Below are 15,374 nucleotides of genomic sequence, written 5' to 3' on the forward strand. Positions count from 1 at the left end.
CCCGGTCGTCCAACCCGACTCGGCCCCAGGGGATGACCGACGTCCCGCAGGCCCTGGCTTCGGTGCCGCGGCGGTGCGCCGGGATGGGAGGAAAGCCCGTGCGGGGCCTACATGGCTCCCCGGCTCAGCAACAGGCCCAGAACCACGATGGAGATGATCCACGCGGCGGCGATCCCGACCGTCATACGGTCGAGGTTGCGCTCGACCACGGACGATCCGCCCAGCGAGGACGTGACGCCGCCGCCGAACATGTCGGACAGGCCACCGCCCTTGCCCTTGTGCATGAGCACCAGGAAGATCAGCAGCACGCTGAGAAGCATCACGAAGATGGACAGACCGAGGATCACACGCTCACCCGCAGCTCGACCCCGCAGTGGGGGAAAGATGGACACCATGGCCCCTCGACACCACTCACAGGTTTCGACGCGGGTTGCACGGGCCGATCGGCGAGCGGGGCGCTGAGGAGGCCGGGACATTTTCGGATTTTACCGTGCCCATGGTGACACGGAGGGAGCACCGCGAGGTACGGAAGAACCCCACAACGAAGTGTAGCCCGGACCCGGGCTGTTCGTGTCCGCACGGGCCAGCCGGTCCCGCCGCGGATCGCGGCGGGAGCGGCGGGCCTCGCGTGCGGTGGCTCCGCGCGGCCTACTTGGCGTCGCCGAAGCGGATGATCTTGACGAAGTCGTCGGCCTTGAGGCTGGCACCGCCGACCAGGGCGCCGTCGACGTCGTCCTGGCCCATGATGCTGGCGGCGTTGTCGCCCTTGACCGAACCGCCGTAGAGCAGACGCACGGCCCCGGCGACCTCGGGCGAGTAGAGCTCGGCCAGGCGGGTGCGGATCGCCGAGCAGACCTCCTGGGCGTCCTCGGGGGTGGCCACCTCGCCGGTACCGATGGCCCAGACGGGCTCGTAGGCGATGACGAGCTTCTCGGCCTGCTCGGCAGTGATGTCCTTCAACGCACCGTCGACCTGGCCCAGGACGTGCTCGACCTGGTTGCCGGCCTTACGCACCTGAAGACCCTCGCCCACGCACACGATCGGCACGACGCCGTTGCCGAAGGCGGCCTTGGCCTTGGTGTTGACCAGGGCGTCGTCCTCGGCGTGGTGCTCACGGCGCTCGGAGTGGCCCACGAGCACGTAGGAGCACTCCAGCTTGGCCAGCATCGAACCGGAGACCTCACCGGTGTGGGCGCCCTTCTCGTGGGCGGAGAGGTCCTGGGCGCCGTAGCCGATACGCAGCTTGTCGCCGTCCACGAGCGTCTGGACGCTGCGCAGGTCGGTGAAGGGCGGCAGGACGACGACCTCGGCGTTGTCGTAGTCCTTGTCCTCCAGGGCGAACGCCAACTTCTGGACGAGCGCGATGGCTTCCAGGTGGTTGTTGTTCATCTTCCAGTTGCCGGCGATGAGCGGCAGGCGGTTGGACATGGTCGGTGTATCCCTACTGGTGAAGGTCCGGTCCGAAGGACCAGGGTCTGTGTGCTGCGTTGTCTCGGCCCGAGGAGGTGTTGGTTCCGAGCGGTCCCGGCAGGTTCCTGCCACAGGAGCGCACCCGATGAGCGCCGCACCGCCGCGCGTCAGCCGAGGGCGGTGGCGGGCGACGGGCGGGCCCCTGCCGGAACGGGCCCGGGAGCACAGCCTAAGCCAGGGCGTCGATGCCGGGCAGATCCTTGCCCTCGAGGTACTCCAGGCTGGCGCCGCCGCCGGTGGAGATGTGGCCGAAAGCGGCCTCGTCGAAGCCCAGGGAACGCACGGCCGCCGCGGAGTCGCCCCCGCCGACCACGGTGAAGGCCCCGGAGTCGATGAGGGCCCGGGCCAGGGCGCGCGTACCGCCGGCGTAGGGCTCCATCTCGAACACACCCATGGGACCGTTCCAGAAGACCGTGCGGGCGTCGGCGAGCTTCTCGGCGAACAGGGCGCGGCTCCTGGGGCCGATGTCCAGCCCCATCCGGTCCGCGGGGATGTTCTCGACGTCGGCGGGGCCGTGCGCGGCGTCGGCGGCGAACTTCTCGGCGGCGACCACGTCCACGGGCAGGACGATCTCCACGCCTTCGCGCTCGGCACGCTCCAGGTAGGCCTTGACCGTGTCGATCTGCTCGGCCTCCAGGATGCTGGAGCCGATCTCGTACCCCTTGGCCTTGAGGAAGGTGAAGACCATGCCGCCGCCGATGATCAGACGGTCGGCGGTGCCCAGGAGGTTGTCGATGACGCCGAGCTTGTCGGAGACCTTCGAGCCGCCGAGCACGACCGCGTAGGGGCGCTGGGGGTGGCTCGTGAGCTTCTTCAGGACCTCGATCTCGGTCAGGACCAGGCCCCCGACGGAGTTCGGGAGACGTGCGGGCAGGTCGTAGACGCTGGCGTGCTTGCGGTGCACGGCCCCGAAGGCGTCCCCCACGTAGAGGTCGGCGAGCTGGGCGAAACGGTCGGCCAGTTCACCGCGCTCGGCGTCGTCCTTGCTGGTCTCACCGGGTTCGAAACGCACGTTCTCCAGGAGCGCGACCCGGCCGTCGGTCAGGGCCTCGCTGACGGCGTGCGCGGACTTCCCGGCGGTGTCGGTGGCGAAGGCCACGTCGGTGCCGAGCAGCTCACCCAGACGGGCGGCGACGGGACGCAGGGAGTAACGGGTGTCGGGTTCGCCCTTGGGGCGGCCCAGGTGGGCGGCGACGATGACACGTGCGCCGCGCTCGCTGAGCGCGCGGATGGTCGGCAGGGCGGCACGGATACGACCGTCGTCGCTGATCCGGTCACCGTCCAGGGGCACGTTGAGGTCGGCCCGGACGAACACGCGCTTGCCGGAGACGTCGAGGTCGTCGATCGTCCGCATGCTGGTTCTCCTCGGTGGTCGGCCCGGCCGCGGCGGCCGGGCTCTGTCTGTCGGTCCGGTGGGCGGGGCGTGGGCGCGCCGTGCCCGGGGCGCGCCCACGGCGGCATCCCCTCGCCGCGTGCGAGGGGATGCCGACCGCGACTCGGGCGCCCTGGGGCCTCGGCCTCACCTACTGGCGGGTGCCGACCAGCTTGGCCAGGTCGACCAGGCGGCTGGAGTAGCCCCACTCGTTGTCGTACCAACCGATGATCTTGACCTGGTTGCCCGAGGCCATGGTCATCTGGGAGTCGAAGGTGCAGGAGGGCGAGGTCCCGACGATGTCGGAGGAGACGATCTCGTCCTCGGTGTAGACCAGCACGTCCTTGAGCGCGCCCTCGGAAGCGGACTTGAACGCGGCGTTGACCTCGTCGCGGGTGACCTCGCGGTCGAGCTCCACGACCAGGTCGGTGACCGAACCGTCGGGCACGGGCACACGCATGGCGATGCCGTCGAGCTTGCCCTCGAGCTCGGGGATGGCCAGAGCGGTGGCCTTGGCGGCACCGGTGGTGGTCGGGATGATGTTCTCCGCGGCGGCGCGGGCACGACGCAGGTCCTTGTGCGGGAAGTCCAGGGTGACCTGGTCGTTGGTGTAGGCGTGGACCGTGGTCATCAGACCCCGGGTGATTCCGAAGGCGTCGTTGAGGACCTTGGCCATCGGCGCCACGCAGTTGGTGGTGCAGGAGGCGTTGGAGATGATGTCGTGCGTGGCCGGGTCGTACTTGTCGTCGTTGACGCCCAGGACCATGGTGATGTCCTCGCCCTTGGCGGGGGCGGAGATGACGACCTTCTTGGCACCGGCCTCGATGTGCTTCCTGGCGTCCTCCGCCTTGGTGAAGATGCCGGTGGACTCGATGACCACGTCGACGCCCAGGTCGCCCCAGGGAAGCTTGGCAGGGTCGCGCTCGGCCAGGACCTTGACCGTCTTGTCGCCGATGCGGATCTGGCCTTCGCCGACCTCGAGCTCACCCTCGAGCTTGCCGAGCACGGTGTCGTACTTGAGCAGGTGCGCGAGCGTCTTGGTGTCGGTGAGGTCGTTGACCGCGACGATTTCGATGTCGCTGCCGCCGGCCGCGGCCGCGCGCCAGAAATTGCGGCCGATCCGTCCGAAGCCGTTGACGCCTACACGGATAGTCACGGAACTGTTCTCCTCATGTGTCGCACATCACTGTCGACCCGCGCGCTCAGGAACCCCGGCGCGATGCCCGGTACGGAGCCGACCGGCCGTGTTGGGCAGCGTGAACGCGTATCAGGTCTTCACAGAGAGCCTAGCGGAGCACCGGCGGGAAACCGTTCTCAGCTCGCCCCCGCCGAACGGCTCCACTCTCGTGAATCCACTTCCATCCTGGCACTGCGACGCAAAGAGGTCTAGACCATTATGCGAAGTTATCGGGGTGTTTTCGCAGTTAACAAAGCTGAACACTCTGAGCGGAGCTGAGCCCTCATTCGTCACATCGTCGAACATTCCCCGACCGCGGATCAGGGCACGAGCATGTCCGGAGTGAGGTTCGCCTCGGTGCCTTCGATACCCAGATCGCCCGCACGCTTGTCGGCCATGGCCAACAGCCTGCGGATCCGCCCGGCGATGGCGTCCTTGGTCAGCGGGGGGACGGAGAGCTGGCCGAGCTCCTCCAACGAGGCCTGCTTGTGCGCCAGGCGCAGCTTGCCGGCCGCGACCAGGTGCTCGGGGGCCTCCTCACCCAGGATCTCCAGTGCCCGTTCCACACGCGCGCCCGCAGCGACCGCGGCCCTGGCGCTGCGGCGCAGGTTGGCGTCGTCGAAGTTGGCCAGGCGGTTGGCGGTCGCACGCACCTCACGGCGCATACGGCGCTCCTCCCAGGCCAGGACGCTCTGGTGGGCGCCCAGGAGGGTCAGCAATGCACCGATGGAGTCCCCGTCACGCACCACCACACGGTCCACACCGCGCACTTCACGGGCCTTGGCGTGCACCTTCAGGCGCCGGGCCGAGCCCACCAGGGCCAGCGCCGCCTCGGGGCCGGGGCAGGTGACCTCCAGCGACATGGACCGGCCCGGCTCGGTGAGCGAACCGTGCGCGATGAAAGCACCCCTCCACGCCGACTCGGCATCACACGCACCGCCGGCGACCACGTGCCGGGGCAGACCCCGCACGGGACGGCCGTTGTTGTCGACCAGACCGGTCTGGCGCGCCAGGGACTCCCCGTCCTTGATCACACGTACCACGTACCGGTTGCCCTTGCGCAGCCCGCTCGGGGAGAGCACGACCACCTCGGACTCGTGCCCGAAGACCTCGGAGATGTCCTTGCGCAGGCGCCGTGCGGCCGCTCCGGTGTCCAGCTCGGCCTCGATGACGATACGTCCACCCACCAGGTGCAGTCCCCCGGTGAACCGGAGAATGGTCGAAACCTCTGCTTTGCGGCAGCATGGCTTCAGAATGGCCAGACGGCTCAACTCGTCCTTCACCACGCCGGTCATCGCCATCGCCGCGATCCTCCCCTTGAACTGGACCGTCCCGGTACCTCACACACGACACCGGGCTCCCGTGACCCGTGACCTCCTCACGGGCCACCGTCTCCGAGGCAGACTACGCGACGAGGTGCCGACGGCCGACCCCTGAACAGCGTGTTGCCCATCCCCGACCGGCGCTTGACCTGCACCATGTCGGGCTTCGTGCGGGTGTGCCTCAAATGCCCCCGCCCCCGCCGGCCGACCGCTCGGCCAGGTACTCGCGCAGGACCACAGCATGGTTGTGTTCGGTGTCCTTAGCCGCGTACAGCAGGGTGACCGGGCCACGACCGGCCGCGGACAGGAGCGGGTCGAGGGCCTCGGGGTTCGACTCCAGCTCGGTCCGGTACCGCTCGGAGAACTCCGCGAAACGGTCCGGATCATGCCCGAACCAGGTCCGCAGCTCTGCGCTGGGAGCGACTGCCCTGAGCCAAGTGACACCCTCCATGGCGGTCTTGCTCACACCGCGGGGCCACATGCGGTCCACCAGAAAACGCTCACCGGGCGGCGGTTCCGGCCCCTCCTCCGGACGCTCGCGAGCACGGAGCTCGTCGTGGACACGTTCCAGGAAAACCTCGTCACCAGCCATGGTGCGAGGCGTTCCCCGGCACCGGCCGCCGCCAACCCCTCACTTCGACAGGATCCGTTCGAAGGCAGCGGCCAGACGTTCGGTGTCGTGGCGCGGCGTGCCGTCGACACGGCTGAGATCGTCCAGTTCGAGGACCCCGCCCAGATCGCGCACCACCCGGTCCAGCAGCGTGGCCTCCTCCACGGCCTCATGGTCGGCCAACACCACGTCGACCCCGAGTTTCGGTGCGTGCTCGCGCAGCACCTCGAGATAGGTCTCGGGCCTGAAGTGGTCGGTCTCCCCGAGCTGCGGGGACAGGTTGAGGGTGACCAACCGCCGGGCGCGCGTGGAGACCAGGGCCTCGGCCAACTCGGGCACCAGCAGGTGCGGGAGCACACTGGTGAACCACGATCCGGGACCGAAGACCACCCAGTCGGCCTCACGGACCGCTTTGAGCGCCTGTGTGCTCGCCGGCGGGGATTCCGGGACCAGGGAGATCGAACGCACGGAACCGCCCGTACTGGCACAGGCGACCTGCCCGCGTACCGTGCGCATCTCCTGGGGCCGCTCGGGGTCGGAGCCCTGCACCTCGGCGACGATCTCCAACGGCACCGACGACATCGGCAGGACCCGCCCGTGCGCACCCAGCAACTGGCCGACCCAGTCCAGGCCGGCCACGGAGTCGCCCAGCAGCTCCCACAGGGCGACGATGAGCAGGTTGCCGACCGCGTGCCCGTGCAGGTCCCCCTCGCTGCGGAAACGGTGCTGGAGCACCTCGCTCCAGGTGTGGCCCCACTCGTCGTCACCGCACAGGGCCGCCAGGGCCATACGCAGGTCGCCGGGCGGCAGCACACCGAGCTCCTGACGCAGGCGCCCGCTGGAACCGCCGTCGTCGGCGACCGTGACGATCGCCGTGACGTCGGTGGTGACCTGTCTCAGTGCGGACAGGGAGGCATGCAAGCCGTGCCCTCCCCCGAGCGCGACCACCCGTGGTGGGCGCTCGTCGTCGCCGCCGTCCACCGCGGTGTTGCTGGACATCGTCGAGGCCTGCCCCCTCGTCCCCGTGCTGCACTCGGACGTGCGACCGTGTCCGCCCTGGGCGGTGGGCCGCCGGTCGTACCACGCCCCGGACCGTGCCGGCCCTCCGCCGCAGCGGGCACCGACACCGGGATCCTACTCCCGGCCCACGTCCCTGTGGACCACGTTGACCTCCACCCCCTGGTCACGGAGGCGCCCGGCGAACTGCTCGGCCATTGCCACACTGCGGTGCTTACCGCCCGTGCACCCCACCGCCAAGGTCATGTAGTGCTTACCCTCACGCTGGTAACCGGCGGTCGTGAGCTTGAGGACCTCGCCGTAGGCCTCCAGCATGTCCTTGGCCCCGTCCTGGGACAGCACGTAGTCGCGCACCGGCTCGTCGCGCCCGTTCAGGGCTCTGAGCTCGGGGACCCAGTGGGGGTTGGGCAGGAAACGGCAGTCGAGCACCAGATCCGCATCGACGGGCAGACCGTGCTTGAAACCGAAGGAGACGACGTTGGCACGCGGCCGGGACTCGTCGCTCTCCCCGAAGAAACCGATCACCCGCGCCTTGAGCTGGTGCACGTTGAGCTGGGAGGTGTCGATGACCAGGTCGGCCTCACCACGTACCGCGCGCAGGGTCTCCCGTTCGCGGGCGATGCCCTCGGTCAGGCGTCCGTCGCCCTGCAGGGGGTGAGGACGGCGCACGCCCTCGAAGCGCCGCACCAGCGCCTCGTCACCGGCCTCCAAGTAGAGCACACGGGCGACGATGTCGCGCTTGCGCAGTTCCTCCACCGTGGAGAGCAGATCCTCGGTGAAGGCCAGTGAACGCACGTCCACGACCACGGCCACACGCGGGACGGCCCCGTGTGTACGCCCGGCCAGCTCGATCATCGTGGGCAGCAGTCCGGGGGGAAGGTTGTCCACCACGAACCAGTCCAGGTCCTCCAGGGCACGTGCCGCGGTGCTGCGCCCGGCCCCGGACATACCGGTGACGACCACCACCTCTGGTGGCAGGTCCCCACCCAGTTCGACCGTCATGCGTCTCCTCCCCCGTCGTTGTTCTCGTCGGCCTTCGTCCTGCCGTCACTTCCACCCGACAGGTGTGCGTGCACAGTCTCCGCCAGTTTGGGCCCGATCCCCGGAACTTTCGCGATCTCCTCGGGGGTGGCCCCGGAGAGTTTGCGCACCGAACCGAACCCCTTGATCAGAGCGGCCCGGCGCGAGGGCCCCAGCCCCTCGATCTCGTCCAGAGCGCTGCCCGTGAGCGCCTTGGCCCGTTTCTGCCGGTGGTAGCGGATCGCGAACCGGTGTGCCTCGTCACGGACCCGCTGCAGCATGTAGAGCCCCTCCCCGGCCCGCGGCAGGATCACCGGGTCCTCGTCGTCGGGCAACCAGACCTCCTCCAGCCGTTTGGCCAGACCGCACACCGCGACGTCCTCCACACCGAGCTCGTCCAGGGCGCGCCGGGCCGCCTCGGCCTGGGGACGGGCCCCGTCGACCACCACGAGGTTGGGCGGGTAGGCGAACTTGCCCGGCGCCGCGTCCTCCCCCTCACGGCGCTCCCCGTGGTCGCCGGACCGGCCCATGTTCGCGACCTCGCCGCTGCGGGAACTCTCCTCCAGGTAGCGGCGGAACCGGCGGGTGATGACCTCGTGCATGGCAGCGACGTCGTTCTGTCCCCCGCCGCGCACCTGGAAACGCCGGTACTCGGACTTGCGGGCCAGACCGTCCTCGAAGACCACCATGGAGGCGACCACGTGCTCGCCCTGGAGGTTGGAGATGTCGTAGCACTCGATGCGCAGCGGCGCCTCGGGCAGGTCCAGTGCCTCCTGGAGCTCGTTGAGCGCACTGCTGCGGGTGCTCAGGTCGCCGGCGCGATGGGTCTTGTGCCGGGCCAGGGCCTCACGGGCGTTCTTCTGCACGGTCTCCATCAGCGACTTCTTGTCACCGCGCTGGGGAACCCTGAGGTCGACGTTGGAGCCGCGCCGCTGCGAGAGCCACTCGGCGACGGCGCGCGTGTCGCCGGGGGCGTGGGAGACCAGGACCTCGCGCGGGACGACGGTGGCCGACTCCTCCCGGTCCTGCTCGTCCTCGTCTCCCCCACCGTCGCCGTAGAGCTGGCCCAGGAGGGTCTGCACGAGTTCGTCCGTGTCGGCGTCGGTGACCCGGTCGACGACGTAACCGCGCCGGCCGCGGATACGTCCGCCGCGTACGTAGAAGATCTGCACGGCCGCCTCGAGCTGGTCCTCGGCCATGGCGATGACGTCGCAGTCGGTGGAGTCGGGCAGCACGACCGCCTGCTTCTCCAGGGCGGAGCGCAGGGCCGCGATGTCGTCGCGCAGCCGGGCCGCGCGTTCGTACTCCATCTCCTGGGCGGCCTCGCCCATCCGCCCCTCGAGTTCACGGAGGAAGCGCCCGGTGTCCCCTGCCAGGAAGGAACAGAAGTCGTCGACGAGCCTGCGGTGCTCCTCCGCGCTGACCCGGTCCACACAAGGGGCCACACACTTGCCGATGTAGCCCAACAGGCAGGGCCGACCGCTGCTCCGCGCGCTGCGGTAGACCCCGGCCGAACACGTACGCACCGGAAAGACCCGAAGCAACAGGTCGACGGTCTCGCGGATGGCCCAGGCGTGGGAGTAGGGCCCGAAATAGCGCACACCCTTGCGTTTGGCACCGCGCATGACCTGCACTCGGGGGATCTCCTCGCCGAGGGTCACCGCGAGGTAGGGGTAGCTCTTGTCGTCGCGGTACTTGATGTTGAACCGGGGATCGTACTGCTTGATCCAGGAGTACTCGAGCTGGAGCGCCTCGACCTCGGTACCGACGATGGTCCAGTCGACGTCGGCGGCCGTGGAGACCATCTGCTGCGTGCGCGGGTGCAGCCCGGCGAAGTCGCGGAAGTAGGAGGACAGCCGCGAGCGCAGGTTCTTCGCCTTGCCCACGTAGATGACGTGGTCGGACGCGTCCTTGAACCTGTAGACCCCCGGGGAGGTCGGGATGCTTCCGGGCGCGGGACGCAGGTGAGGAGTCGCAGCCATGCCCCCATTCTGGTCGCTCCCTGGGACATACGGCCACCGGCGCCGCACACTTCACACTGCCGTGGCCGGTCCGGGGCGTTTTCCACGGCCACCGCCCGGGTCCGGAAGCCGCGCTCCACCCTGGACCCGACGCTCTCACCCCAGAGCAGGTAGCACAAACGTCACAATTGAGTATCTGGATACTCTAGTTTGGTCGGGTACACAGAACAGCCCGACATGAACGACACAAGGGGGCCATTTCACCGTGGAACCGAAGCACTGGATCACGCTCGGCATAGCCGTCGGGATCGCCGTTCTCCTGGTGGCGGCCGCGCACTGGGTGCTCCGGCACCATCTCGCCAAACAATGGAACCTGGCGGAGTTCATCGTCAACCGGACGAAGGTCAGCGCCTACACCGCCGCGGCCGTGGTCGGCGCCAACCTGGCCCTTCCCAAACGCGAGGACGTGGACTCGGCCACCTACTCGACCATCAACCACGTGATGGTCATCCTGATGATCGCCACGCTCACCGCGTTCGGCATCGCTGTGGCCTACGCGGCCACCGACACGATCCTGGCCCGCCTGAACCAGACCAACACCGACGCCGACCGCCGTGCGCGCCGGTTGAAGACCCAGGTGCGGCTGCTGCGCCGGGTCATCACCTCCATCATCGTCACCCTGGCCGTGGCCGCCATCCTCTTCACCTTCGACGAGATCCAGGCGCTCGGGGCAGGGCTCCTGGCTTCGGCCGGTGTACTCGGCATCGTCGCCGGTGTGGCCGCCCAGTCCACGCTCGGCAACCTGTTCGCCGGACTCCAGCTCGCCTTCAGCGACGCCCTGCGCCTGGGCGACGTGGTCGTGGTCGAGGGGGAATGGGGCCGGGTCGAGGAACTCAGCCTGGTCAACGTCACCATCAAGATCTGGGACGAGCGCCACCTCGTGGTACCGGTCTCCAACTTCACCACCACCAGTTTCGAGAACTGGACCAAGCAGGGCACCAACATCACCGCCAAGGTGGTCTTCCCGCTGGACTGGCAGGTGCCGGTCCAGGAGATGCGCGAGGAAGCCGGCCGGATCATCACCTCCAGCGAACACTGGGACGGCCGGCAGTGGTCCTGCCAGGTCGTGGACATCGCCGAGACCGGCGAGGTCATGGTGCGTGTGGTCGCCTCCGCTTCCCACACCGACAGCCAGTGGTTCATCTCCTGCGAGATCCGGGAGCACCTGGTCGCTTGGCTGGCCGAGAACTACCCCGAGTCCCTGCCGCGCAAGCGCACCGAGTTCGTCGCAGACTCCTCCGAGGAGAGCGAGTACGCCTCGCAGTACCCCACCTCGGCCTTCCGCCGTGTCGGGGCCGGTGCAGCGGCGGTCGCGGGCGAGAAGAACGGTATGGCCGGGGGCGATCCCGGAGAGGCCTGACCCCTCCGCCCCTCCCTCAGCAGTCCCCCACACGTACGGGGCGCACGGAACCGGGAGTTCCGTGCGCCCCGTTCGTTCGTCTACTCCTCGTCGAGCACGATGTCGGTACCCTGGACGGTCACCGTGAACGCCGCCAACGGCTCCTGCGCGGGACCGGTCACCGGCTCACCGGTGGCGTAGTCGAACTTGCTGCCGTGGCACAGGCAATGGATGAGCTCCTCCTGGATCTCCTGCACCGTGCACCCGCCATGGGTGCAGGAGGCGCTGAAGGCCTTGTACTCACCCTTCTCCGGCTGGGTCACCACGAGCTTGCTCTGATCGAAGACCGCTCCCCCGCCCTCGGGTACGTCGTCGGTACTGCCCACGACCTGCCCGCGGCGGATGTCCTGCGGCGCGGGCGGTTCTCCCCCGCACGCACTCACGGCCCCCACCGCGGCGACCGTCCCCGCAGCGCCGAACAGGCTGCGCCTGCCCATCGCGCACCCGCACGTCCTCTCACCGGCCACGTCAGAACGCTCCTCACCTGCGCCGAAAACTTCAACTACAAACCGTAGTACGTCCGTCGGACCGGTTCGACTCGGGTACGCGGTCTGCGACGCGTCCTCAGCCAGACCCTCAGCCCGGTGCCCGTTCCTCGTTCCGAGCGCAGTGCGGCGGCACCAGGGCGTCGCGGACCCGGCGCCAGTCCACCCCGGACAGGCCCAGCGCACCGAGATCCTCCACGACCGCACGGATGGACCTCAGGTCCGACTCGTCGGTGATCTCGGTCCCGTCGTCGCGGTGGCCGGAGACCAGATCGGTGACGTAGCGACGCAGAGGCTCGAGCCCGTTCTGAGCGGCGGACCGTGCGCGCGTGTGCCAGCGTGCGTCGTGCGGGATCCAACCGGTGATGACCTCGGTCGGCTCGGGCGTGTCCATGCAGGGACATTAACAGGGCGCAGGCACCGCGATGCCCTGTGCACAAGGATTCCCGCCCCGCGGCCGCAGCCGTCGGGGCGGGCCGGGCTCAGAGCATCTTGGTGAGGTACTGCCCGGTGTAGGAGTCGGCCACGGCCGCGACCTCCTCCGGGGTGCCCTCGGCGATGACCTCGCCGCCACCGGACCCGCCCTCGGGCCCCATGTCGATGATGTGGTCGGCCGTCTTGACGACGTCGAGGTTGTGCTCGATGACGACGACGGTGTTCCCGCTGTCGGCGAGCCGGTTCAGCACGCTCAGGAGCTTGCGGATGTCCTCGAAGTGCAGCCCCGTGGTCGGCTCGTCCAACACGTAGACGGTCTTGCCCGTCGAACGGCGCTGCAGCTCGGCAGCCAGCTTCACCCGCTGGGCCTCACCGCCGGACAGGGTGGTGGCCGGCTGACCCAGGCGCACGTAGCCCAGCCCGACGTCCTCCAGTGTCTGCAGGTGGCGGCGGATCGCACCGATGTGCTCGAAGAACTCCAGCGCCTCGGTGATGGGCATCTCCAGCACCTCGGAGATGTTCTTGCCCTTGTAACGCACCTCGAGGGTCTCGCGGTTGTACCGCGCCCCCTGACAGACCTCGCAGGGCACGTACACGTCGGGCAGGAACTGCATCTCGATCTTGAGCGTGCCGTCACCGGAGCAGGACTCGCAGCGCCCGCCCTTGACGTTGAAGGAGAACCGCCCGGGCTGGTACCCGCGGGTCTTCGCGTCCGTGGTCTCGGCGAAGAGCTTGCGGATGTGGTCGAACACCCCCGAGTAGGTGGCCGGGTTGGAGCGCGGCGTGCGCCCGATGGGGCTCTGGTCCACGTGCACGACCTTGTCGACCTTGCCGGTGCCGTTGACCCGCAGGTGGCGCCCGGGCACGTTCCGCGCTCCCTGGAGCTCCTTGGCCAGGGCCTTGTAGAGGATCTCGTTGACCAGGGTGGACTTGCCCGAACCGGACACACCGGTCACGGCGGTGACCACACCCAGGGGGAAGGCGACGTCGATGCCCTCGAGGTTGTGTTCCCGGGCCCCCTTGACCACGAGCTCGTGGCCGCTGGTGGGCGAACGCCGCTCCTTCGGCACCTCGATGACGCGCCGCCCGGTGAGGTAGTCGCCGGTCAGTGACTCGGGTGTCTCCAGAAGCTCGGAGACCTCCCCCGAGACCACGACGTGGCCGCCGTGCTCGCCCGCGCCCGGCCCGATGTCGACGACCCAGTCGGAGGAACGGATGGTGTCCTCGTCGTGTTCGACGACGATCAGGGTGTTACCGATGTCGCGCAACCGCTGCAGCGTCTCCAGCAACCGGTGGTTGTCGCGCTGGTGCAGTCCGATGGAGGGTTCGTCGAGCACGTAGAGCACCCCGACCAGCCCCGACCCGATCTGGGTGGCCAGACGGATGCGCTGGGCCTCACCGCCCGAGAGCGATCCGGCCCCGCGGGCCAGGTCGAGGTAGTCCAGGCCGACGTCGAGCAGGAACCCGAGCCGGGCGTTGATCTCCTTGAGCACCTGGGAGGCGATGACCATGTCCCGCTCGGACAGCTCCAGCTCACGCAGGAACTTCGCGCTCTCGGCCAGCGGCATCCGGGCGACCTCGGCGATGGACCTGCCGCCCACGGTCACCGCGAGCACGACCGGTTTCAGCCGAGTGCCCTCGCAGGTGGGGCAGGGCACGACCCGCATGTACCCCTCGAGGCGTTCCCGGCTGAACTCGCTCTCGGTCTCGGAGTGGCGGCGCCGCACCCACGGGATCACACCCTCGTAGTCGGTGTAGTAGGAGCGGGTACGCCCGTACCGGTTGCGGTAGTTGACGTGCACCTGCGTGTGATGGCCTTCCAGCAGCGCCTTGCGGGCCTTGCGGGGGAGGTCCTGCCACGGGGTGTCCATGGTGATGGCGAGCGCATCGGCCACGGCCTGCAGGATACGTTCCCAGTAGCCCGTGTTGGGTCCACTCGACCACGGAGCGATGGCGCCCTCGGCCAGGGACCTGGCCGGGTCGGGCACCAGCAGGTCCGGATCGACCTCCATGCGTGTGCCCAGGCCGGAGCAGTCGGGGCAGGCCCCGTAGGGGGCGTTGAAGGAGAACGAGCGCGGTTCCAGCTGCTCGAAGGACAGGTCGTCGTAGGGGCAGTACAGGTGCTCGGAGAAGACCTTCTCGCGTTCGGGTGTGTCGGCGGGCAGGTCCACGAAATCGAGGACGATGGTGCCGCCGGCGAGCTTGAGTGCGGTCTCCACCGAGTCGTTGAGCCGTCCGCGCGAGGACGGCTTGACCGCGAGGCGGTCCACGACCACGGAGATGTCGTGCTTGTCGTAGCGGCCGAGTTCGGGTGCCTCGTCAAGCCGCACGGCCTGTCCGTCCACGACGGCACGGGTGAACCCCTTGGACTGCAGGTCCTTGAACAGTTCGACGTACTCGCCCTTGCGGCCGCGCACGACCGGGGCCAGGACCTGGAAACGGGTGCCCTCGGTCATGTCCAGGACACGGTCGACGATCTGTTGGGGGCTCTGCCGGGCGATCTCGCGCCGGCACACGGGACAGTGCGGGATCCCCACACGCGACCACAACAGGCGCAGGTAGTCGTAGACCTCGGTGATGGTGCCCACGGTCGAGCGGGGGTTGCGGCTGGTCGACTTCTGGTCGATGGAGACCGCCGGTGACAGCCCCTCGATGAAATCGACGTCGGGCTTGTCCATCTGGCCCAGGAACTGCCGGGCGTAGGCCGACAGGGACTCGACGTAACGCCGTTGCCCTTCGGCGAAGATCGTGTCGAAGGCCAGGGAGGACTTGCCCGAACCGGACAGGCCGGTGAACACGATCATGGAGTCGCGCGGCAGCTCCAGCGACACGTTCTTGAGGTTGTGCTCGCGGGCTCCCTGGACAACCAGGTTTTGTTCGACCATCGAGTGAGACATCCTTCGGCTTGAGCGCACAGGAGGCGGGCTCGCCGCGGCGACGGCCGGCCCGAGTAGCGTGGCGGCACGGCGGTCGAACTGCTCCCTGACGTACCCGCGCGACCGTGCGTAGGGACCGGTCGCCGTTCGGGCGGATGGAGGGTGACGCG

General features: G+C 68.9%; 13 protein-coding genes. 1 reads left to right on the forward strand and 12 read right to left on the reverse strand.

The window, feature by feature from the left end:
* Positions 1–107: 107 nt before the first annotated feature.
* From secG to uvrC, 9 genes are all read right to left on the reverse strand, one after another.
* The gene (secG, locus tag D456_RS0118905; RefSeq protein ID WP_017577749.1) at positions 108–347 is read right to left on the reverse strand and encodes a preprotein translocase subunit SecG; all 240 of its coding nucleotides are present in this window, start codon (positions 345–347) and stop codon (positions 108–110) included.
* Between the two features lie 301 nt (positions 348–648).
* On the reverse strand, positions 649–1,428 hold the full coding sequence (gene tpiA, locus D456_RS0118910) for a triose-phosphate isomerase (RefSeq protein ID WP_017577750.1): 780 nt from the start codon (positions 1,426–1,428) through the stop codon (positions 649–651).
* A gap of 211 nt (positions 1,429–1,639) precedes the next feature.
* Positions 1,640–2,824: a phosphoglycerate kinase gene (locus D456_RS0118915; protein WP_017577751.1), complete on the reverse strand. Its 1,185-nt coding sequence runs from the start codon at positions 2,822–2,824 to the stop codon at positions 1,640–1,642.
* Between the two features lie 169 nt (positions 2,825–2,993).
* Complete coding sequence (gene gap, locus D456_RS0118920) at positions 2,994–3,998, reverse strand: type I glyceraldehyde-3-phosphate dehydrogenase (protein WP_017577752.1); 1,005 nt, start codon at positions 3,996–3,998, stop codon at positions 2,994–2,996.
* A gap of 341 nt (positions 3,999–4,339) precedes the next feature.
* Positions 4,340–5,320: a DNA-binding protein WhiA gene (gene whiA, locus D456_RS0118925; protein WP_017577753.1), complete on the reverse strand. Its 981-nt coding sequence runs from the start codon at positions 5,318–5,320 to the stop codon at positions 4,340–4,342.
* Positions 5,321–5,522: 202 nt separating this feature from the next.
* A complete protein-coding gene (locus D456_RS0118930; RefSeq protein ID WP_017577754.1) occupies positions 5,523–5,933 on the reverse strand; it encodes a DUF488 domain-containing protein in 411 nt (136 codons plus the stop codon).
* A gap of 39 nt (positions 5,934–5,972) precedes the next feature.
* Positions 5,973–6,950 (reverse strand): gluconeogenesis factor YvcK family protein, encoded by a 978-nt coding sequence (locus tag D456_RS0118935; protein WP_017577755.1) that lies wholly within the window; start codon positions 6,948–6,950, stop codon positions 5,973–5,975.
* Between the two features lie 135 nt (positions 6,951–7,085).
* Complete coding sequence (gene rapZ, locus D456_RS0118940) at positions 7,086–7,970, reverse strand: RNase adapter RapZ (protein ID WP_017577756.1); 885 nt, start codon at positions 7,968–7,970, stop codon at positions 7,086–7,088.
* Positions 7,967–9,970, reverse strand: coding sequence for an excinuclease ABC subunit UvrC (gene uvrC / locus D456_RS0118945; RefSeq protein WP_017577757.1), 2,004 nt, complete (start codon positions 9,968–9,970; stop codon positions 7,967–7,969). The genes rapZ and uvrC overlap by 4 nt, the downstream gene beginning before the upstream one ends.
* A 244-nt stretch (positions 9,971–10,214) precedes the next feature.
* Between uvrC and D456_RS0118950 the strand changes: the two genes are divergently transcribed.
* Positions 10,215–11,369: a mechanosensitive ion channel family protein gene (locus tag D456_RS0118950; RefSeq protein WP_017577758.1), complete on the forward strand. Its 1,155-nt coding sequence runs from the start codon at positions 10,215–10,217 to the stop codon at positions 11,367–11,369.
* An 80-nt stretch (positions 11,370–11,449) separates the two neighbouring features.
* Here the strand turns inward: D456_RS0118950 and D456_RS0118955 are convergent, their stop codons facing one another.
* The 3 genes from D456_RS0118955 to uvrA form a co-directional block, all read right to left on the reverse strand.
* Complete coding sequence (locus D456_RS0118955) at positions 11,450–11,845, reverse strand: Rieske (2Fe-2S) protein (protein WP_017577759.1); 396 nt, start codon at positions 11,843–11,845, stop codon at positions 11,450–11,452.
* A gap of 139 nt (positions 11,846–11,984) precedes the next feature.
* Entirely contained in the window at positions 11,985–12,287 is a 303-nt protein-coding gene (locus tag D456_RS0118960) for a hypothetical protein (protein ID WP_017577760.1), read from the reverse strand.
* 88 nt (positions 12,288–12,375) lie between these two features.
* Complete coding sequence (uvrA, locus tag D456_RS0118965) at positions 12,376–15,213, reverse strand: excinuclease ABC subunit UvrA (protein WP_017577761.1); 2,838 nt, start codon at positions 15,211–15,213, stop codon at positions 12,376–12,378.
* Positions 15,214–15,374: the final 161 nt, after the last annotated feature.

Source organism: Nocardiopsis kunsanensis DSM 44524 (assembly GCF_000340965.1).
In the GTDB taxonomy this organism is placed as follows: Bacteria; Actinomycetota; Actinomycetes; order Streptosporangiales; family Streptosporangiaceae; genus Nocardiopsis; species Nocardiopsis kunsanensis.

Bases quoted from the DNA above. Each gene is read 5' to 3' on its own strand.
- tpiA (WP_017577750.1), bottom strand. From the start codon at position 1,428: ATGTCCAACCGCCTGCCGCTCATCGCCGGCAACTGGAAGATGAACAAC.
- D456_RS0118915 (WP_017577751.1), bottom strand. From the start codon at position 2,824: ATGCGGACGATCGACGACCTCGACGTCTCCGGCAAGCGCGTGTTCGTC.
- whiA (WP_017577753.1), bottom strand. From the start codon at position 5,320: ATGGCGATGACCGGCGTGGTGAAGGACGAGTTGAGCCGTCTGGCCATT.
- D456_RS0118930 (WP_017577754.1), bottom strand. From the start codon at position 5,933: ATGGCTGGTGACGAGGTTTTCCTGGAACGTGTCCACGACGAGCTCCGT.
- D456_RS0118935 (WP_017577755.1), bottom strand. From the start codon at position 6,950: ATGTCCAGCAACACCGCGGTGGACGGCGGCGACGACGAGCGCCCACCA.
- rapZ (WP_017577756.1), bottom strand. From the start codon at position 7,970: ATGACGGTCGAACTGGGTGGGGACCTGCCACCAGAGGTGGTGGTCGTC.
- uvrC (WP_017577757.1), bottom strand. From the start codon at position 9,970: ATGGCTGCGACTCCTCACCTGCGTCCCGCGCCCGGAAGCATCCCGACC.
- D456_RS0118955 (WP_017577759.1), bottom strand. From the start codon at position 11,845: ATGGGCAGGCGCAGCCTGTTCGGCGCTGCGGGGACGGTCGCCGCGGTG.
- D456_RS0118960 (WP_017577760.1), bottom strand. From the start codon at position 12,287: ATGGACACGCCCGAGCCGACCGAGGTCATCACCGGTTGGATCCCGCAC.
- uvrA (WP_017577761.1), bottom strand. From the start codon at position 15,213: ATGGTCGAACAAAACCTGGTTGTCCAGGGAGCCCGCGAGCACAACCTC.